The 17,057-nt window shown below is 55.6% G+C and carries 24 protein-coding genes; 16 read left to right on the top strand and 8 right to left on the bottom strand.

What is annotated here, in order from left to right:
• Positions 1-90: 90 nt before the first annotated feature.
• From IPH75_13490 to IPH75_13475, 4 genes are all read left to right on the top strand, one after another.
• Positions 91-399, top strand: a complete 309-nt coding sequence (locus IPH75_13490; GenBank protein MBK7143081.1) for a PEP-CTERM sorting domain-containing protein — start codon at positions 91-93, stop codon at positions 397-399.
• A 164-nt stretch (positions 400-563) separates the two neighbouring features.
• Positions 564-725, top strand: coding sequence for a hypothetical protein (locus tag IPH75_13485; GenBank protein ID MBK7143080.1), 162 nt, complete (start codon positions 564-566; stop codon positions 723-725).
• 17 nt (positions 726-742) lie between these two features.
• On the top strand, positions 743-1,054 hold the full coding sequence (locus tag IPH75_13480; protein MBK7143079.1) for a BlaI/MecI/CopY family transcriptional regulator: 312 nt from the start codon (positions 743-745) through the stop codon (positions 1,052-1,054).
• Positions 1,055-1,279: 225 nt separating this feature from the next.
• Positions 1,280-2,047 carry a hypothetical protein gene (locus IPH75_13475; protein ID MBK7143078.1) on the top strand — a complete coding sequence of 256 codons (768 nt, stop codon included), beginning with the start codon at positions 1,280-1,282 and terminating at the stop codon, positions 2,045-2,047.
• On the opposite strand, the gene mce is transcribed toward IPH75_13475, so the two are convergent.
• The 5 genes from mce to accC are packed head-to-tail and all read right to left on the bottom strand — an operon-like array spanning position 2,040 to position 6,575.
• Positions 2,040-2,465 (bottom strand): methylmalonyl-CoA epimerase, encoded by a 426-nt coding sequence (mce, locus tag IPH75_13470; protein MBK7143077.1) that lies wholly within the window; start codon positions 2,463-2,465, stop codon positions 2,040-2,042. The genes IPH75_13475 and mce overlap by 8 nt on opposite strands.
• Position 2,466: 1 nt before the next feature.
• Positions 2,467-2,982: a hypothetical protein gene (locus tag IPH75_13465; GenBank protein ID MBK7143076.1), complete on the bottom strand. Its 516-nt coding sequence runs from the start codon at positions 2,980-2,982 to the stop codon at positions 2,467-2,469.
• Positions 2,969-4,537 (bottom strand): methylmalonyl-CoA mutase, encoded by a 1,569-nt coding sequence (locus IPH75_13460; GenBank protein ID MBK7143075.1) that lies wholly within the window; start codon positions 4,535-4,537, stop codon positions 2,969-2,971. Before IPH75_13460 ends, IPH75_13465 begins: the two co-directional genes overlap by 14 nt.
• On the bottom strand, positions 4,537-5,049 hold the full coding sequence (locus tag IPH75_13455) for a biotin/lipoyl-binding protein (protein ID MBK7143074.1): 513 nt from the start codon (positions 5,047-5,049) through the stop codon (positions 4,537-4,539). The genes IPH75_13460 and IPH75_13455 overlap by 1 nt, the downstream gene beginning before the upstream one ends.
• Positions 5,049-6,575: an acetyl-CoA carboxylase biotin carboxylase subunit gene (gene accC, locus IPH75_13450; GenBank protein MBK7143073.1), complete on the bottom strand. Its 1,527-nt coding sequence runs from the start codon at positions 6,573-6,575 to the stop codon at positions 5,049-5,051. The genes IPH75_13455 and accC overlap by 1 nt, the downstream gene beginning before the upstream one ends.
• A 242-nt stretch (positions 6,576-6,817) precedes the next feature.
• Here accC and IPH75_13445 point away from each other — a divergent pair, with 242 nt between their 5' ends.
• The 4 genes from IPH75_13445 to IPH75_13430 all read left to right on the top strand — a co-directional run bounded on the left by IPH75_13445 (position 6,818) and on the right by IPH75_13430 (position 11,700).
• Positions 6,818-8,773 carry a hypothetical protein gene (locus IPH75_13445; protein ID MBK7143072.1) on the top strand — a complete coding sequence of 652 codons (1,956 nt, stop codon included), beginning with the start codon at positions 6,818-6,820 and terminating at the stop codon, positions 8,771-8,773.
• The gene (locus IPH75_13440) at positions 8,770-9,714 is read left to right on the top strand and encodes a HEAT repeat domain-containing protein (GenBank protein MBK7143071.1); all 945 of its coding nucleotides are present in this window, start codon (positions 8,770-8,772) and stop codon (positions 9,712-9,714) included. The genes IPH75_13445 and IPH75_13440 overlap by 4 nt, the downstream gene beginning before the upstream one ends.
• Positions 9,689-10,930 carry a ribonuclease H-like domain-containing protein gene (locus tag IPH75_13435; protein MBK7143070.1) on the top strand — a complete coding sequence of 414 codons (1,242 nt, stop codon included), beginning with the start codon at positions 9,689-9,691 and terminating at the stop codon, positions 10,928-10,930. The genes IPH75_13440 and IPH75_13435 overlap by 26 nt, the downstream gene beginning before the upstream one ends.
• A gap of 188 nt (positions 10,931-11,118) precedes the next feature.
• The gene (locus tag IPH75_13430; protein ID MBK7143069.1) at positions 11,119-11,700 is read left to right on the top strand and encodes an HDOD domain-containing protein; all 582 of its coding nucleotides are present in this window, start codon (positions 11,119-11,121) and stop codon (positions 11,698-11,700) included.
• 64 nt (positions 11,701-11,764) lie between these two features.
• Here IPH75_13430 and IPH75_13425 read toward each other — a convergent pair whose 3' ends face one another.
• On the bottom strand, positions 11,765-11,989 hold the full coding sequence (locus IPH75_13425; GenBank protein MBK7143068.1) for a hypothetical protein: 225 nt from the start codon (positions 11,987-11,989) through the stop codon (positions 11,765-11,767).
• A gap of 32 nt (positions 11,990-12,021) precedes the next feature.
• On the opposite strand from IPH75_13425, the gene IPH75_13420 reads away from it, so the two are divergent.
• Positions 12,022-12,303, top strand: coding sequence for a hypothetical protein (locus IPH75_13420; GenBank protein MBK7143067.1), 282 nt, complete (start codon positions 12,022-12,024; stop codon positions 12,301-12,303).
• A gap of 83 nt (positions 12,304-12,386) precedes the next feature.
• On the opposite strand, the gene IPH75_13415 is transcribed toward IPH75_13420, so the two are convergent.
• Positions 12,387-12,548 carry a hypothetical protein gene (locus IPH75_13415; GenBank protein ID MBK7143066.1) on the bottom strand — a complete coding sequence of 54 codons (162 nt, stop codon included), beginning with the start codon at positions 12,546-12,548 and terminating at the stop codon, positions 12,387-12,389.
• Between the two features lie 78 nt (positions 12,549-12,626).
• Complete coding sequence (locus IPH75_13410; GenBank protein ID MBK7143065.1) at positions 12,627-13,085, bottom strand: hypothetical protein; 459 nt, start codon at positions 13,083-13,085, stop codon at positions 12,627-12,629.
• A 51-nt stretch (positions 13,086-13,136) separates the two neighbouring features.
• On the opposite strand from IPH75_13410, the gene IPH75_13405 reads away from it, so the two are divergent.
• The 7 genes from IPH75_13405 to IPH75_13375 all read left to right on the top strand — a co-directional run bounded on the left by IPH75_13405 (position 13,137) and on the right by IPH75_13375 (position 16,944).
• Positions 13,137-13,448 carry a hypothetical protein gene (locus IPH75_13405; protein ID MBK7143064.1) on the top strand — a complete coding sequence of 104 codons (312 nt, stop codon included), beginning with the start codon at positions 13,137-13,139 and terminating at the stop codon, positions 13,446-13,448.
• A gap of 338 nt (positions 13,449-13,786) precedes the next feature.
• Positions 13,787-14,080 carry a hypothetical protein gene (locus IPH75_13400; GenBank protein ID MBK7143063.1) on the top strand — a complete coding sequence of 98 codons (294 nt, stop codon included), beginning with the start codon at positions 13,787-13,789 and terminating at the stop codon, positions 14,078-14,080.
• A gap of 841 nt (positions 14,081-14,921) precedes the next feature.
• On the top strand, positions 14,922-15,644 hold the full coding sequence (locus IPH75_13395; protein ID MBK7143062.1) for a hypothetical protein: 723 nt from the start codon (positions 14,922-14,924) through the stop codon (positions 15,642-15,644).
• A gap of 238 nt (positions 15,645-15,882) precedes the next feature.
• Complete coding sequence (locus IPH75_13390) at positions 15,883-16,065, top strand: hypothetical protein (protein MBK7143061.1); 183 nt, start codon at positions 15,883-15,885, stop codon at positions 16,063-16,065.
• A 57-nt stretch (positions 16,066-16,122) separates the two neighbouring features.
• Positions 16,123-16,377: a hypothetical protein gene (locus tag IPH75_13385; protein MBK7143060.1), complete on the top strand. Its 255-nt coding sequence runs from the start codon at positions 16,123-16,125 to the stop codon at positions 16,375-16,377.
• Positions 16,378-16,493: 116 nt separating this feature from the next.
• Entirely contained in the window at positions 16,494-16,817 is a 324-nt protein-coding gene (locus IPH75_13380; protein ID MBK7143059.1) for a hypothetical protein, read from the top strand.
• Positions 16,789-16,944, top strand: coding sequence for a T9SS type A sorting domain-containing protein (locus IPH75_13375; GenBank protein ID MBK7143058.1), 156 nt, complete (start codon positions 16,789-16,791; stop codon positions 16,942-16,944). Before IPH75_13380 ends, IPH75_13375 begins: the two co-directional genes overlap by 29 nt.
• Positions 16,945-17,057: the final 113 nt, after the last annotated feature.

Raw genomic sequence — 17,057 nt, 5'->3', positions numbered from 1 at the left:
CTCGAATCAGTTCAGTATAGGGTTGGCATCACCTTTGCTTTTGTAGGAGTCAGTAATAACAGTCGATAGTCTTCGACAAGAGGCATAGGTATGAAGATCTATCATCGAAACGAATCGGGATTCGGAAAGTGGGTTGTAGCGGTTGTCGCGTTTCTGCTCGTCATGACGATCAGTTTCGCGGACGTCTACGGCATCACGGTACCGAACAAGCCGGGTGACGGCAAAGGGAAAGACCCGAAACCGAACCATGGCAAGCAGTACAACCAGACGGACACAGAGCATCGTGGCGATAAGCCGGAGCCATCACCGACTCCCACTCCGGAGCCGGGGACAATGATCCTGATGGGCATTGGGCTTGGCGCCGCCGCAGTAGCACGAAAGTTGAAGAGTTCTAAATAAACCGTAGAACACCCCAACCCTCCTCCTCCCTTTACGCCTTCCGAGATACCTTCCCTCGGAAGGCGTTTTCTTGTCCGGTAGGCTGAATTTGATCCTTGCGCAACCAAGCGGACCAGACCATCGTATCAAGAGGTAATCATTTCATAGCTGCACGGGAGTACGCGATGTTTGTTGGGATCCTGCTTTTATTGATGGGGGTGTTGATCCTGCTGGGGCAACTGGATATTATCGAGGGCGCCTGGTGGGATTATTTTTGGCCGCTCGCGATCATCGCAGTGGGTGCATCGATGATCTTCAAGCATACCAAGCGTGAGCCACGCCCGTAAATTCATTCAAACCACCCGTGGCCAATCAGACATTTTATTTTGATCCCGAGGGGGCCGGTCTTACCGTCTTTCTCGGACCGACCGAAGCCAGACTGATGGAACTTGCCTGGAAACATGGGGAGTTGTCAGTCAAAAAGGCGCTGACATTTCTTGGCGAAAACAAGCGAGCTTACACCACCGTGATGACTGTGCTTGCCCGGCTGGCGGAAAAGGGGATGCTGGTGCGGGAGAAAGATGGCCGGAATTTTGTGTATCGACCGGCGATGGATCGGGAGCAGTTTATCCGGGAGCGAGTGGCGGTGGTGAGGAGTTGTTTGAAGAAGTTCTGAGTCTATCGGCGTAGGGCCGTCAGGTCTCGTGCTCGCGCGATTGTGAAGTCGGCCTCTGCTTGAGAAGCTTGGCGAGCCCTAGGACCTGACGGAACAACGCAAAAGTTCTGACCCTCACCCGCCCCTTCGGGGCACCCTCTCCCAGAGGGAGAGGGGAAGATTGTGTAAGTTGATCGTATAATCTCCCTTACAACAGTTTCGCTTTTAAATGCCGATATATTCGGTATGCGTCAAATCATACTGGTTATTGCAGTTACCCTGATCATTGGGTTGGCGGTTCAGCCGCTTTCGGCTCAGATAATCCGTCTCGGCGGCGAGATAGAACTTCCGGTCGCCGAAGGCTGGGAATTGCTCGGCGATACCAGCTCCTACCCCTTTCTCCTGATGTCGGTGGGCAAAGAGTCGGAGATGCTGGTTTTCAAATCGACGATCGAGTTGGATGGTTCTATCGATAACCAGGCATCGCTGAAGGCGTCGGTCGATCGGGTGATCGATTCGGTGATCCTGACATTGCCCGAGTCGAAATTGTTGACCTCGAGCGGATATAACGAAGGGGACAACGTCCGGTTTGTGCTGGAGTTTACCTCGCAGGATCTGGCCGCGGACGAAGTGGTGCGACATCGCATGATGGGGGTATTGTATCGTCTTTCCGACGGCGACCAGTATCTCTTTACGCTCTGGGGGCGTGCCGGTTTTGAGGATTACCCGCATTTTGCCGAGGCATTGGCCGGCATGCAGCAGGATTTCAGATTTATCGGAGATCACAGCAACGAGGTGTTTATGGCGCCGCGCAATCGGATGCTGACATTCGGGTTGCCGATCCTGTTGATCATCGCGATCTATTTCCTGACACGGTATCGTCAGTTCCAGAAGGGGAAACTTGCGGCGACCAAGCCATCGAGCTGGCAATGTTCATGTGGGACGGAAAATCGTGAGCGGGATACGGTCTGTCATCTCTGTGGACAGGGACGACCGGTCAGTCGGGTCAAGTAGCGCGTTGCTGAAGTTCCAGCAGGACACCGCCGGTAGAGGCGGGATGAACAAAGGCGATCTTCTCACCATCGGCGCCGATACGCGGCGATTCATCAATCAGTTTTACGCCAGCAGATTTGAGCGCAATCAAGCGAGCTTCGATATCATCCACATAAATGCAGATATGATGCAGCCCTTCCCCCTTGCGTTCGATAAATCTGGAGATAGGTGAGTTTGGTGAGGTTGCGGCGACCAGTTCGATCCGTCCGCCGGGATGTGGTTGGTCGGACGGCGCGGCGAACATCACGACCTTGACCTGTTGGTCGGCGACCTCGACGACCGGGCCCGGGGTGAGGCCGGTCAATTGCTGGTAAAGCGCGACCGCCTTTTCCAGATCGGCGACGGCGATACCGACATGAGAGATCAGCGGATCAGTCATCCTATTTGTCGCCTGATTCCTCTTCCTCAGCTTTGACGGCTTCCTCGTATGATTTTTTCATCTTGTCATACTCGAACTGAGCATCAATGCTGGAGAGCGTCGGCCTGATCCATTTGTCTTTGTAGTAATAGAGGCGGAAACTGTCGCGCATGCGGGACTTGATCTTTTTGGGACCCTCGAAGAGGATCTCAACCGCAACATCGGCAGAGTCGCGGCCGTAAAAGATGCAGTCTTTGACCTCGATCCCCATCACCGTGTCAGCATCCATCCGCATTTCTTTGGTTTCGAGATAGGCATCAAAGGTCATGCGTTCTTTCAGGTAATCGAACTCATTGTCATAGAGTCCGGCTTTATCCTGGTGATGCCAGCGGGTGATCGTTTCGGAGAGCGATGCCTGAATGGCGGCGCGGTCATCCTGTTCGCTGACCGGCTGAGTGGAGTCGCCGGTATCGGTGCCGGAGCATCCGGCAAAGATCACCAGCAGACCGAGCAGAGCGGATAGTTTAGCCGCGCGCATGATATTCACCCCAGACTGAGCGAAAGACATCTGATATCTCTCCTACGGTTGCGTACTGTTCAACAGCTTTCAGCACCGGATAAACGACATTTTGATTGCCGGTGGCAGCCTCGCGAAGTTCGGCCAGAGAGGACTGCACTGCCTGATTGTCCCGTTGGCTCCGAACCTTTTGTACTGCCGCAATCTGGCGACGTTCCAGTTCCGGGTCAACTTTTAAGACGGAGGGGATCTCCGAGCGGTCGGTCTTGAATTTGTTGACGCCGACAACGACCTTTTCTTCCTTTTCGACCTGCCGCTGGTATTCGTAGGCGGAGCGGGCCAGTTCATCCTGGAAGTAGCCGGTTTCGATACAGCGGACCGAGCCGCCAAGCCGGTCGATATGAGCCATCAGGTCAGTGATCTTCGATTCAATCGCATCCGTCATATACTCAACCAGATATGAACCGCCGAGCGGGTCGGCGGAATCGGCGGCGCCGGATTCGAAGGCGATTATCTGCTGAGTGCGCAGGGCGATCTCGGCGGAGCGTTCGGTCGGCAAACCGAGTGCTTCATCGAAGGAATTAGTGTGGAGCGATTGCGTGCCGCCCAGGATCGCCGCCAAGGCCTGCATGGTGGTGCGGACAATATTATTCTCCGGCTGTTGGGCGGTGAGGGTCGAGCCACCCGTCTGCGTGTGGAAACGGAGGAGCATGGAGCGTTCATCGGTAGCGCCGAACTGCTCTTTCATGAGGCGCGCCCAGATCTTGCGGGCGGCGCGGAATTTGGCGACTTCTTCGAACAGATCGTTATGCGAGGCGAAAAAGAAAGAGAGTCGGGGGGCGAATTGATCGACAGTCAAGCCGGCATCGAAAGCAGCTTTGACATACGCGATCGCGTTGGAGAGAGTAAAGGCTACCTCCTGCACGGCGGTCGCCCCTGCCTCGCGGATATGGTAACCGGAGATCGAGATCGTGTTGTATTTCGGGAGGTGCTGGTTGGCGTAGCCGAAAATATCGGTGATGATCCGCATCGAGCCGCCGGGTGGCAATATATAGGTGCCGCGCGCGATGAACTCTTTGAGGATATCGTTCTGCACTGTCCCGGAGAGATTGGCCGGAGAGACCGACTGCTTCTTGCCGACAGCGATATACATAGCCAGCAGAACCACAGCGGTGGAGTTGATGGTCATGGAGGTGGAGACTTTGTCGAGCGGGATACCGTCGAAGAGCGTCTCCATATCAGCGAGTGAGTCGATAGCGACACCGGTTCGCCCGACCTCACCATGGGCCATGGGATGATCTGAGTCGAAGCCTATCTGGGTGGCCAGGTCAAAGGCGACCGAGAGGCCAGTTTGACCGCGCTGGAGCAGATACTTGAATCGCTGATTGGTTTCGGCGGCGGTGCCGAATCCGGCATACTGGCGCATAGTCCAGAGGCGTCCGCGATACATATCAGGATAGATGCCGCGAGTGTAGGGGTACTGGCCCGGTTTGCCAAGAGTGGGTTGCGGCGAGGATGACTGATCCGCCAACGGCGGGATCGGAATACCGGAGGATGTTTTTTTCTGGTCAGCCATCACTCAAACTCCAGCAGGGTGTCCCCTTTTTCGACCGATTGGCCCGCTTTGACCTTTATCTCTTTGATGATACCGTCGGTGCGGGCCTTGATGATATTTTCCATCTTCATCGCTTCGATGATCACCAGCGGTTGACCTTTGGCGACTCGTTCTCCCGGTTCGACGCGAAGCTTTATCACCAAGCCGGGCATGGGAGCTTTGAGGGAGGAATCCGCGGCGACATGGTGGCTGATCCCGGCGGCTTTCCGCATTTTGGCGACGGCATGATCTTCGATGAAGGCGGGGATCTCGATCCCTTTCATAAAGATCATTCGCTGGCCATTGCCGCCGACCGAGTGGATATCAACCTCGAGCGATTCGGCTCCGATGAAAAGCAATGCGCGGCTCTCCCCCAACCACTGATGCTGGACCTCAAAGGGGTGTCCGTTGACGGTGGCGAAAAATCGCTCCGAACGATACTCCAGTTGGATATCAAATTCCTGGTTGTCGATTTCGACCGAATAGCGAGGCATTAGCGGCTCCCTCCGAACTGACGGAGGTTGCCCGCGCGGTGCCAGATAGTCCAGTTGGAGTGCGGTGCAGCCGGCTGGTCAACCACGGCGATCTTGCGCTCGCGGACATAGCTGTCGATCGCCAGGGCGAGGGCGGCGCGTTCACGCAGAAAATCGGTCAGATGTCGATAGACGTTATCAGGATACTCTTCCTCGAGAAAACGGGTGGAGAGTTCGCCGCTGATGAATTTCGGGTTGTCCATGATGACGCGGTGAAAGCCGATAGTCGTTTCGACTCCGGAGACCCGGTACTCTTCGAGGGCGCGTTTCATCCGGCTGATCGCTTCGGAGCGGTCTTTCCCCCAGACGACCAGTTTGGCGATCATCGGGTCATAGTAGATCGGGATCTCGGAACCAAGCACAACGCCGGAATCGACCCGCACGCCCGGCCCGGCCGGAATGACATAGCTTTTGAGCAGGCCGGTTGAAGGCATGAAGTTGTTGTCCGGGTCCTCGGCATAGATGCGGCATTCGAGCGCATGGCCGCGCATCTGGATATCTTCCTGGCGGAGCGTCAGCTTTTTTCCTTCGGCAACGGCGATCTGCTCTTTGACCAGATCAACACCAGTGACCATCTCGGTGACGGGATGTTCCACCTGAAGGCGGGTGTTGACCTCGAGGAAATAGAAGTTCTTCTGTTCATCGACGAGGAACTCGACTGTCCCGGCGCCGACATAACCGGCGGCGCGTGCGATCTCAACCGCGGCAGAGCCCATCTGCTTGCGAAGTTCGGGAGTCATGATCGGGGATGGGGATTCCTCGATCACCTTCTGGTGGCGGCGCTGGATAGAGCACTCGCGTTCGCCGAGGTGAATGCAGTTGCCATGTTGGTCGCAGAGGATCTGGATCTCTACATGGCGAGGGCGGGCCAGATATTTTTCGATATAAACGCGGCTGTCGCCAAAAGCTGATTTTGCTTCGGAGGCGGCGGATTGCAGGGCTTCCTCGAACTGGTCATCGGCATTCACCACGCGCATCCCTTTTCCGCCACCGCCGGCGGCGGCTTTGACGAGAATCGGGTAGCCGATCTTTTTGGCAGTCTCGCGGGCAGAGGCAAGATTGGTAACATCGATATTCGAGCCCTGCACCAACGGCAGTTTGGCTTTGATGGCGGTTTCGCGGGCGGCCAGTTTGTCACCCAGAAGGCCGATGGTTTCCGGTCGTGGGCCGATGAAGATCATCCCTTCTTTGACGCAACGAGCGGCAAACGCCTGGTTTTCGGAGACAAAGCCGTATCCGGGATGAATGGCATCCGCGCCGGACTTTTTGGCCGCGGCGATGAGAGCATCGTGTACCAGGTAGCTTTGATTGGAAGGGGCCGGGCCGATGCAGATAGCATCATCGGCCATCCGGACATGGAAGGCGGTTTTGTCTGCCTCGGAGTAGACGGCAACGGAGCGGATACCGAGGTCACGGCATCCCCGGATGATCCGGACGGCAATCTCCCCGCGGTTGGCGATCAGTATTTTTCGAATGGTATGGGTCATCTCTTTGGTATTCCCCGACTTGTGTCCCGGCGGGGGTACGGGGAAAGGTAGTAAGAAAGGTCGGGATTGACCAGAGAATTCTGGGGGGTGGTTGAGTTAGCGAAAGGGCAGACGGGGACGTCTGCCGCTCATGTCGTCTGCCGCTCAAAGAAAGCCTTCACGGATGCCGATTATCCAATCGGAGAGGATGTTGTATGCACTTGTTGTCCTCCCGGGCAAAAACTGTCACCTTTGAGCTACCCATGAAATCAATCCTGACAACACTTTGTATCGCGCTGTTGGCCTGTTCAGTTTCTGCACAGGATTCGACGCAACCAGCAGAGAACCTTCCGCCCGAAATGGCCGGACTGGTCCACCTGATGGAATACCTGAATATGTCGCCGGGGGATATTACTTATCGCTCCGATTACACCGAGCCGGATTCGTTTCGGCTGAAGATCGTGGCGGATCTGATGCAGAACCCGCTGGGGATGATCAATTACAGCAAAGAGATCAGACAGGCCTGTGCGAAAGGCCAGCCGGAGATACTGGCGGGGATCCTCTTTCAGGATCTTCAGGGGGAGTACCAGACCAAACGAGGACGGGCCTATCCCCCGACTGCCGATGACCTGAAGCGGCAGTATGATCTCTATTACAGTCATTTCACCATGAACCAGGTACTCTCGCGGTCGGGGAATTATGTGCATGTCATATTCCCCCGTTCGACTGAGTCGGCGATGGCAGGATTGACCACAAAGCAGCGCGCATTTCTGCGGAACGAATTCAAAGAGCTGTTGGTGACACGGGAGAGCGAAGAATTTCTCTCGATCGAAGGACTCGATTCGCTGGAGAAAGCGGAAGAGAAATATACCGACACGCTGGTGACATTCGGCGCCGAGATCAATACCGACCCGATCCTTGCGGCCGGAATAAGTTACCTTCGGGAGATCATGCCGGAGTTGACGATGCTCAGGCAGATCGCTGATTCGGGTGGGACGGCTCGTGACAAGCTGCTTAATTCGGTCGGCTATATTCCAGACAAAACAAACACTGAGAAATATCTGGGCAAACAAGCGGGGTGGCGTGTTGGCGGCGCAGGGCGCGATGTCTACACCGGCGATTTCACTTTCATTCTCGATATCGGCGGGGATGATATTTATGACCTGTCGTACGATCCGTCCAATCCGCATCCGGTGATCATTATCGATCTTGCCGGGAATGACCAGTACAACGCCAAGTCGGATTTTGCGATCGCGTCCGGCTGTTTTTCTGTCGGGTTGCTCCTTGATTTCGGCGGAGACGACCGGTATTCCGGGAAATCATTTGGTGTTGGTTCAGGCTTTTTCGGGCTTGGACTACTCTATGATGCGGCCGGCAATGACTGGTATGATGGCGACACGCATGTGCAGGGAGCAGGAACGTACGGTATGGGGATCGTCATCGATGAGGCGGGGCGCGATATCTACAATGGCGCACTGCATGCCCAGGGGTTTGGGTTCATCAAAGGGATCGGGACACTGTATGATTTTGAGGGATCGGATTCGTACTATGCCGGCGGCAAATACAAAGATGTACTTCGGTACGACGATCATTACCTCTCGATGTCGCAGGGATTCGGCTACGGCCTTCGCCCCTGGACCTCCGGCGGCCTTGGTTTCCTGGTCGACCTGAAAGGGAACGACAACTACTACTCGGATATTTTCGCCCAGGGGACCAGCTATTGGTGGTCGCTCGGGATGTTGTATGATTCATCCGGCAACGACAATTACCAGTCATATCAGTATGCGCAGGGAGCGGCGACACATATGACCCTGGGCATTCTGGTGGATGACTATGGTCACGATGTTTATTTCGGGAAGGGGCTGATGCATGGCTGCGGCCATGATTATTCATGCGGGATCATGCTGGACCGTCACGGAAACGACACCTACACGGCGTATGATCTTTCGCAGGGGGCAGGATCGGCAAATGGTGCGGGAATACAGATCGACAACGAAGGGGACGACCGGTATTTCATCAAGAACCCGAAGAATACGCATGGGTTTGGGGATAGCCGACGGGATTTTGGGTCGATCGGGCTCTTTATCGATCTTGGTGGCGCCGACCAGTATACCGGCAATGGGAAAGAGAACTCCTACTGGAAGACTGATTCCCGGTGGGGGGGCGGCATGGATATCGAGTTGTATCCCAAGGACAGCACGGAGGCGACCAAACCATGAAGAAAGTGATACCGATTCTGACGACCGCCATGCTACTCTTGTTAGCGGGTACGGTCTCCGGGCAGGGGTTGCTGGAGAAGAAGATCGACTCGCTGTTTGTGATCGCATCCTCGGGTGAGGTGAAGTTTCAGCCGATGGTCAAGCCGGCGGAAGATTCTATCGCCGCGTTGGGGGCGGATGCTGTCCCGATACTGGTCGATAAGCTGGAGACGAAATCACCACGGGAACGACTTGCGATCATCAATATCCTGAAAAAGATCGGGGCGCCAGCGGTCCCCTATTTGCTCAGAGCGCTCGGATTTAATAAGGGGTTGGTGGTGGAACGGGTCGCGTGGGCATTGGGTGATATTAAGGATACCTCGGCAGTGATGGGATTATTAGGCGTAACGCAACATCCGCGGTGGCAGGTCCGCGAGCAGTCGATCGGGTCGCTCGGGCGGATCGGTGATATTCGCGCGGCTGATGCGATCATGATGGCGCTGGAAGATACGATCATGCTGGTGCGCAAGGCGGCGACAGTCGCGTCCGGACAGCTCAAGTTGCAGCAGGCGATACCGCGATTGACCCATCTGCTGGGAGATTCGTTTTATGGAGTCCGGATGACCGCGGCGGCGGCGCTGTCGTTGCTTGATACGGCGACGGTGTTGCAGACGATCATTGACTCGATGGAATCGGCCAATCGCCAACTGGGTCATCTGGCCTGCCAGATATTAGGATCGATGAAAACAGATACGGCATTACATACCTTGTTGCCACAGACAAAGTCGGAAGATGCGCTCCGTCGGGCCCATGCCGCAGTGGCGATCGTCACTGCCGACACGGCTGATGTGTGTGATTTTCGAGTTCCATTCCTCGCGGCCGAAACCGACCGCTTTACCCGCCTCAAAGTACAATCCGCGATCGAAGCAGTCAGCCATGGACAAGCCCCGAAGTCTCAATGAGAAGTTAGAGAGTGTCAAGCGACTGATCTCCTCCCCCGCCGAAGTAAAATCGGCGAAGAAGAGCCAGTCGCGCGATATCCCCGAGCGTTACGGCCGCATGGCCCAGACGCTCGGCGGCGAACTGGTGGAACATGCCGCCGGACGGTTCGTCCTGGTGAGACGCTTTTATCCGATAGATTACCGGCATGGGCTGGTGTCGCTTGATTCCACGTTGGTCTCCCCGGCGCATCCGCATTCATCATTTACCGCGCTCGAACGGGATGGAGAGATCGATCTCAGCCGGGTACTCTACTTTGATACTGAAACAACCGGGTTGGGCGGTGTCGGGATCGTGCCGTTCTTGATCGGCTGTGGATCGGTGGTCGAGGGAGGATTTGAGGTGCGGCAGTACCTAATCCCGGATTACTCGGACGAAGCGGCGATGCTTGAGGTATTACAGAGCGAGTTTGGGCCGGAGAAATGTTTGGTCACCTACAACGGAGCGGCATTTGATATCCCGGTGGTGCGGGACCGGCTGATCGTCAACCGGGTTGGGCGCGAAGTGATCTATGGCGAACATATCGACCTGTTGCATTCGGCGCGAAGATTATTCAAACGACGGTTGAAAGAGTGCAACCTGACGCATGTGGAACGTCGGCTGTTCGAGTTTCACCGCCAGGATGATATCCCCGGCTATCTGGTTCCCTCGGTCTATTTCGAATGGCTGGCCACCGAGCAGCTCGACAAGATGGGAGATGTGCTGACACACAACCGTCACGATATAGTCAGTCTTCATTTCCTGCTGGCGCATGTTGCGTCGGCATTTGCGACTGAAGGGGGAGTGCTGGATCAGACCGATGATCTTTATTCGCTGTCGCGAGTATACCGTCGTCGCAACCGTACGCCTCAGGTCCTCAGTTTGTGCAAGCGGATAGCGGATGAGTCTGTCGGCGACATGACTCCGGAGATACGGCTTTTCCATGCCTCGGCGCTCAAGCGCGCGGGAGATTGGGCGCAGGCGGTATCGATCTGGCAGGAGCTGTCGGTTGCAGACAGTCGTGAGGGGTACCGCGCCTCGATCGAACTGGCGGTTTATTACGAGCATCGGACACGAGAGCTGCAAAGGGCCCTGGAATGCACCCTTCGGGCCGAAAAACAGTGTCCCTTTGGCCAGTCTGAGAGGGAAAGGCTTTCCACCCGACGGGCCCGGATCGAATCAAAGCTTTCCCGCCAATAACCTCCCAAGAGAGACTCAACAAGTCGCCATAATGGCCGATATATCCAGTATCGACCTATGGCTATGCAAACAGACATTTTTGCCAAGATCCTGAGCGACCACAAGTAGTTGACCTCGCTCCCGCAGGCGCGGAGGGCCTTCGGGCACTCGAAGAGGACAGTTCTTCGCAGGAACTGGCCAAAGTATTGATGCGCGACCCGGCGATGACTGCCAAGGTATTGCGTATCGCCAACTCTCCCTACTATGGCGCCGGACGGAATATCTCAACCGTTACCCAAGCTGTGGTGACCCTTGGGATGCGGACAGTCACCGCGCTGACCCTCTATTCCTCAGTTTACAAGTTGGTGGGAGACTGGAAAACGCAGATCAACCGGACGCGCTTCTGGCGTCACTCGCTGGAGGTGGCGATCGGTTCCCGGATGATCTACGAGGCGCTCGGGAAAAAGCCCTCCGAAGAAGCGTTTGTCGCCGGCCTGTTGCATGACATAGGGATCCTGGTACTCGAAAACTCTTCCGAAAAGTACCGTCAGATCTGGCGGCAGGTTCAGCAGGGTGAAAATCTGGTCGAGCTGAAGAGCAGCTCTGGGGACGAACCATGCTCGAGTCGGGAAATTCCTGCTGGAGCAGTGGAGATATTCCGGTCAAGATCTCTGCGAAGCGGTCGGAATGCACCACCTGTATTCCCGCCAGATTCCGCCAACCGGAGCGAGATCGGCCTGAGCCAGGCGGGTCAACCTGACCAATTTGATCTCGCGATTTGCGATCGCTGAGGGACGTCCGAAAGAATTGACGTTGCGCATGAAAATAAGGATACGGTGCGGGCCTCGCTGGCTTTCACGACTGAAGTGCGCTCAACCGGATCGAAGAGCAGTTGCCGACCTGGACGATCGCCGAGGCGAAATTCCTGGAGATCGAGATCGGCCGACCGACGAACTTCTGTTCGAGGCAAACCGTCTGCTGTTCGAGCAGTATATCACGACCGAAAACTTGCTGCGCGAAAATCGGCTGATGCAACAGCAGATCGCCCGCGACCAGATGAAAAAGCTGGCGCTGGAGCACTCAAGACGATCACGGCGACATTCAATCATTACATGAATAACGCGACCGCCACTATTCTCGGGCGGGCACAGTTGATCGAGTACGCGATCAACAAGGGGACGATCCAGGACCAGACCGGGCAGCTTCGGTCGGCCATGGGGATAATCACTAACGGCGTCAATACTATCAGTTCGGTGATGGAAGAGCTCAAGAATCTGGCCAGTTTTGACACGACGGTCTATCACGCGGAAGACGTATTTCTGGATATCGAGGCCAAGCTGAAAAAGCAGCTCGAGAAGCTCGAAACCACGATGACCAAAGAGCCGGTCGCCTGAGTTAACCTCTCCTCACGGCAGATATCAAAACAGCCGGTTGCAAGACCGGCTGTTTCTTTATGGTATTGTATCGATCAGAAGAGTTATTTCGAGCCGCTGATGGTAATGGTGGTATTCTGGCCGTTGATCGTGAGCGAATCGCTCGCCCGACCAAGTTTGAAGGAGCCTGATTTGCCCGTGCCGAAATCATCGAGTTTGAATGGAATGTCACTGACGATCTCGCCAAAGGTAGTCTTGGCTTTCACCCAGAAATCCGTTTCTCGGAAATAATGAGCTCAACATTGCCGAAGCTGGTCTGCACCCACGAGCTCCCCTTAAAGCGGTCATCCATCTCCCATGACAGATATTGCCGTTCTGGTTGTTGAGATGGACCGACCGGCCAGATCCTCGGCCTGGATCAAACCGCAGTGAGTGGTGGCGGTCAGTTGGCCGCTGATATTGGCGAGATCGATATTGGAGTTGGCATTCTCGACTGAGACCGTCCCTTTGATATCGCGAACGGAGAGGGGCTGGAATTGGTTAGCCGCGATCAGATTTCCGGCGAGACCATCGACATCGATCGGACCGAACGAGTTGCTGATGCGCACATTGCCGGTATGGTCGGAGACTTTGACGACGCCCGAGTTGCGCACGACCGTTTCACCGGAGCAACCATCGAGGCCAACTTCGCTATAGGAATTTTCAATACTGAGCTGGCGGTGCATGCCTCGAGCACGATCGGCGCGTATCCGTTTTTCACCCGGATCGGCCCGCTGCAGTTCATCAGCCCGATCTGGCCCCATGTTGTTGAGACCACGCCTCCCTTGACAGCATCAACCTCGACCGGCGCGTAATTGGCCTGGATCTCCACACCGCTGTTCAGGTCGGCGACCGTCACCGAGCCAAAGGAGCTGTTCACGACGACCGGATTGCTCGAAGGCAGAAAGACTTCGAGCGAATTGCTGATGATGCGGCAGTCGTTGTTGATTCTTCCTGTCGGGGGCGGTGGCGGTAGTGGCATAGCCGCCGGGAACGGATTCCAGCTTTCAGTTGATCTCAGAAAGGAGCTTTTTCTCCTGGCGAACGGGAGTCGGCGGAGATCTCGGCGGTCATTGGTAACGATCTGTTTGGAGGTCGTGCCCGATACAGTCACGGCGCCCAGTTGATTATTGATCCTGATCGGCAGGCGCGGATTGGTGACCCGAAGGGTATCCTCGATCTCTTTGGAGGTACCTGAGCCGGCCCAGACAAAATCGCTTTCATCGAAATGAAAGATCTATGATGATCGGAGACTCATTGGTTTTGCGGGAGGATTTGGATTTCGCCTGCTGATTTCTTCGGCCAGTTTGGCCGCCTGATCCGCCATTGCCTCGGCCTGCTCCCGCATCTCCTGGATCGCCTTTTTCGTTGATTCTCGGGACAGTCACAACGACGGGGTGGCCGCCGCGTTCTTCCCCATCATTCCATCGAGCAACTCGTCGATCGTGGCCTGAGATCTCTCTGGTTGGTTTCGCACTTCGGCCAGGCGGTCCACCAGATCATCCTGCAACAGATCATTGATGTTGGAGAAATCACGCCCAAACTGCTGACCAGTTTGGAGAATGCGAATCGGGAAGATCTCTCCGATTCCTCGATATACTGCTCGATCTTTCCAGATCTCGACATGCGCGTCAGATCGATCACCAACTGGTCGCGATCTTTCATACAGACGACGATCGAGATTGTCATTGAGATTATCCAGCTTGGCGAGATACTTGCGATCGTTTTGGAATCTGATTCCGAGAGATATTCGAGATAATCGGCGATCAAAGTCGAGTTCAACCAGGATATCGGCGTATTCATCCGCAGACCTCTTTCGATCTGCGGTCGAGCGTAGTTTTCTAGAGCGCGTTCCTCAAATGAGGGGCCGGCGGTGAGCGGGTTGTGCCCAGATCGCGACCGGCGTTACCAGCGCGAAGAGGAGAACCAGAATCACTCCCTGTCCTGCAACTCGATTTTGAATACGCATGCTCACAGTATGCCTGGACTATTCCTTCTTCCATCACCGGACCCGCTCCCAGGGTTGCTCCGGTCCGGAGGATGGTACATTTTCCGTCAGCGACATAGTTTCAAATCGACTTTCCCAGCGGCCGCCAAAGCAAGCCGCCTGTTATCCTTTTTAGGTTAGAGTACGACAGGGCGGGGCCAAAGTTGCGCCAAAGATTTGCGCGGCATTCAATTAGGTGGGTCCAAGTAATTGCGCTGCAACTTACTCCCGCAATGCCGATACTATTATTAGCTTGCTCGAAGAGGTTCTGGAGCCCATTATGTGATGCCTCGCAATAAGTTACGGCTTGGTGCCAAACCTCGGGAGTTTCGGGAGCGGGGCATGTGCCCTACGACAATTATCCAGGCGCAAAAGGTGTGGTGGTCAATGTCGGTTGGAGAAAACTGATCCTCTTTCTTCTGGTTATACCTCGGTTACGCAGGCCGCGCTTTCATCGGCAGAACGGGCGAGGCAAATATCAGGGAACAGGTCACCGTCCCGAATCCGGACAGTCGCGCCACCCTTACCGCAATCGGACAGTCCAGTCTCGTCTCCCTGCGGCAGTTGACCTTCGGATCTCCGAGATCAGCTCTCCCGGCTCATTTTACCCAGGATGTTGTCTCGGTGCCAAAATGAAAACGGTCAGTGGGTGACGGTCTGGCAGGATGAACGAGATGGGGCGAAAGATATTCCTGCAGTTGGCCTGATTCGCTTGGTTCACTCTCGGCGTCAATCAGATGATGACGGGTCGACGGTCGGCGCAGAAACGGTTGATCCGAAAATAGCGGTAGATACATCGGGGCGCGTTTTTCTATGCTATCGCGATCGCACCAATGGATTGCTTTATGGTTCGCGCTACACCAGCGCGCTTGCAGTTGATCTGGCGCCGTTTCTGGTCAATGATACGACCAATGGTGCGTTCGCCGGACTGTATGATGTTGATATCTACCCCGATGGCCGACTAGTGATCGTCTGGGAGAATTACGATATCAGCGGCAACACAATTCAGATGCGGATATATTCCAATACTGGTGTTTCGGTTATCGCGCCGACGATTGTCAATTCTGATGCCGCCAGCAATGCGCATTGGGCGCCAGAGGTTGCAGTGCAACCGAACTCCGGCTACCTGATCGCGTGGGAAGATTACCGGTCGGTCGATGCTGATGTTTATGTTCGTCAGTATACCGGCGCGGGGACTGCTGTCGCCGCCGAGTTTACGATCGTCCCACCCTCCGCGGCTGATTCGCTGCAGTTCTTCAGCGCGATGATGCGATATCTACTTTTCCATCAGTTTGATTTGCTGGGTGATGTACGTTGGTTTCGCCGCGCACATTGAATGACGATACGCAAGGGGTGCCGGCAAGTTCACCCTCGGTGGTGGTTCGGTTACCGATCGGCGCGGACCTGGTTCCGTTTGCGGATCGACGGAACGATGGGGGCGATATTGCGCAACTGGTCGCGCATACCGCGACCCGGTGGGGCCAAACGAAAGTTGAATGGTGACCGGCGTTAATTCCAGTCGGAAACCTCCGCGGCGGACGGCGATACGGTGCAGCAGAATATCAAGCTGTCTAGTGGACGGGCGCGCGGTCTCCGGTGTGCCGGGCAGCGAGTATTTGCTCGATATCTGTCTGATTACGGGATTCCGGAAATCGGATGAGTTCACGATCTCTGATTCAACTCTACAGGTGATGGAAATGACGCCGCGCGCCGCGCTGGCGAAAAACGGTCGGTGCTTTGGTCGCCCGGATAGATAGCCGGGGATCATCGCCGCAAAGCGTATGGTCGATGGCTGACCTCCACCGGTCAGATTGATGGCGGGAGTTTTGATATCAACCTCGGCCTCGGATAGTCAGATCGTCAAACGTCACGTCGGGCGGGATGCGCAGAATCGGTTTTATGTCTGCTGGCTGACAATGGTCGTGCACCACGCCACGCGCCCGTGGTATGGTATAAATGCCGACAAAACCGCCGGTGGGACCAAATTCGGTCATCGACCGTCGGTGGCGCGAATATCGATGAGATGGCGGCGGCAATCAATGACTCGTAAGCGCGATCGGTTTGCCTGACTACTCCGGACTGTGACCAAGGAGCTTTATTTGACGGCCACCAGCCGCGCGAGCGCGATACTTCAGGTGGCGACATTGGTTTCCCGATAATACCGCCGCGAAGCTCCAGCCGACGGTTGATTCTCGATGAACAGGGGTCAAAGTTGGCGGCCGGATGGTCTGACCGCCCGCAGTGGAGTGGAGTCAAACTACGGTATCGGATATATAGTAATCTGTATGCGCCGCTTGCCGCGAGTCAGCCGTTTTCGGTGACGACGCCGGAGTATATGAGCGCACCATCGATGGCGGCCTCGCATGACGGCCCGGGCGACCTGGTTGACCCGAGCGCGACCGGCGCGGCGATTTGGGGAATGTTTATCTCTATCTGCCGACTGATGTCGATGATGACGATCCGCGGCTGCTGGTTTTGCGCTGAGACAGAATTATCCAAATCCGTTTAATCCCTCGACTGAGATATCGTTCACATTACCGAGTCGAACCGATGTTCGCCTGACAGTTTACAATCTGCTTGGTCAGCAGGTGACGCGACTGGTTGATGAGATGATGTCAGCGGGGAACATCGGGTGACGTGATGGCCGCGGGATGAACTGTAACGGCGTCAGTATTGGAATCTACTTCGTATCGCCTTGGATCCGGGGGAATCTCAGTCCGACGAAGAAGATGGTGCTAGGTGAGGTAGG

Source organism: bacterium (assembly GCA_016708025.1).
Taxonomy (GTDB): Bacteria; Zixibacteria; MSB-5A5; order GN15; family FEB-12; genus FEB-12.
The sequence above is the reverse complement of the archived record's forward strand: the minus strand, read 5'-3'. Positions and strand labels throughout refer to the sequence as shown.

Coding starts and splice junctions, on each gene's coding strand:
- IPH75_13490 (MBK7143081.1), top strand. CDS start 91: ATGAAGATCTATCATCGAAACGAATCGGGATTCGGAAAGTGGGTTGTA.
- IPH75_13485 (MBK7143080.1), top strand. CDS start 564: ATGTTTGTTGGGATCCTGCTTTTATTGATGGGGGTGTTGATCCTGCTG.
- IPH75_13475 (MBK7143078.1), top strand. CDS start 1,280: ATGCGTCAAATCATACTGGTTATTGCAGTTACCCTGATCATTGGGTTG.
- mce (MBK7143077.1), bottom strand. CDS start 2,465: ATGACTGATCCGCTGATCTCTCATGTCGGTATCGCCGTCGCCGATCTG.
- IPH75_13465 (MBK7143076.1), bottom strand. CDS start 2,982: ATGCGCGCGGCTAAACTATCCGCTCTGCTCGGTCTGCTGGTGATCTTT.
- IPH75_13460 (MBK7143075.1), bottom strand. CDS start 4,537: ATGGCTGACCAGAAAAAAACATCCTCCGGTATTCCGATCCCGCCGTTG.
- IPH75_13455 (MBK7143074.1), bottom strand. CDS start 5,049: ATGCCTCGCTATTCGGTCGAAATCGACAACCAGGAATTTGATATCCAA.
- accC (MBK7143073.1), bottom strand. CDS start 6,575: ATGACCCATACCATTCGAAAAATACTGATCGCCAACCGCGGGGAGATT.
- IPH75_13445 (MBK7143072.1), top strand. CDS start 6,818: ATGAAATCAATCCTGACAACACTTTGTATCGCGCTGTTGGCCTGTTCA.
- IPH75_13440 (MBK7143071.1), top strand. CDS start 8,770: ATGAAGAAAGTGATACCGATTCTGACGACCGCCATGCTACTCTTGTTA.
- IPH75_13435 (MBK7143070.1), top strand. CDS start 9,689: ATGGACAAGCCCCGAAGTCTCAATGAGAAGTTAGAGAGTGTCAAGCGA.
- IPH75_13430 (MBK7143069.1), top strand. CDS start 11,119: ATGCGCGACCCGGCGATGACTGCCAAGGTATTGCGTATCGCCAACTCT.
- IPH75_13420 (MBK7143067.1), top strand. CDS start 12,022: ATGAATAACGCGACCGCCACTATTCTCGGGCGGGCACAGTTGATCGAG.
- IPH75_13410 (MBK7143065.1), bottom strand. CDS start 13,085: ATGGGGCCAGATCGGGCTGATGAACTGCAGCGGGCCGATCCGGGTGAA.
- IPH75_13395 (MBK7143062.1), top strand. CDS start 14,922: ATGTTGTCTCGGTGCCAAAATGAAAACGGTCAGTGGGTGACGGTCTGG.
- IPH75_13385 (MBK7143060.1), top strand. CDS start 16,123: ATGGCGGGAGTTTTGATATCAACCTCGGCCTCGGATAGTCAGATCGTC.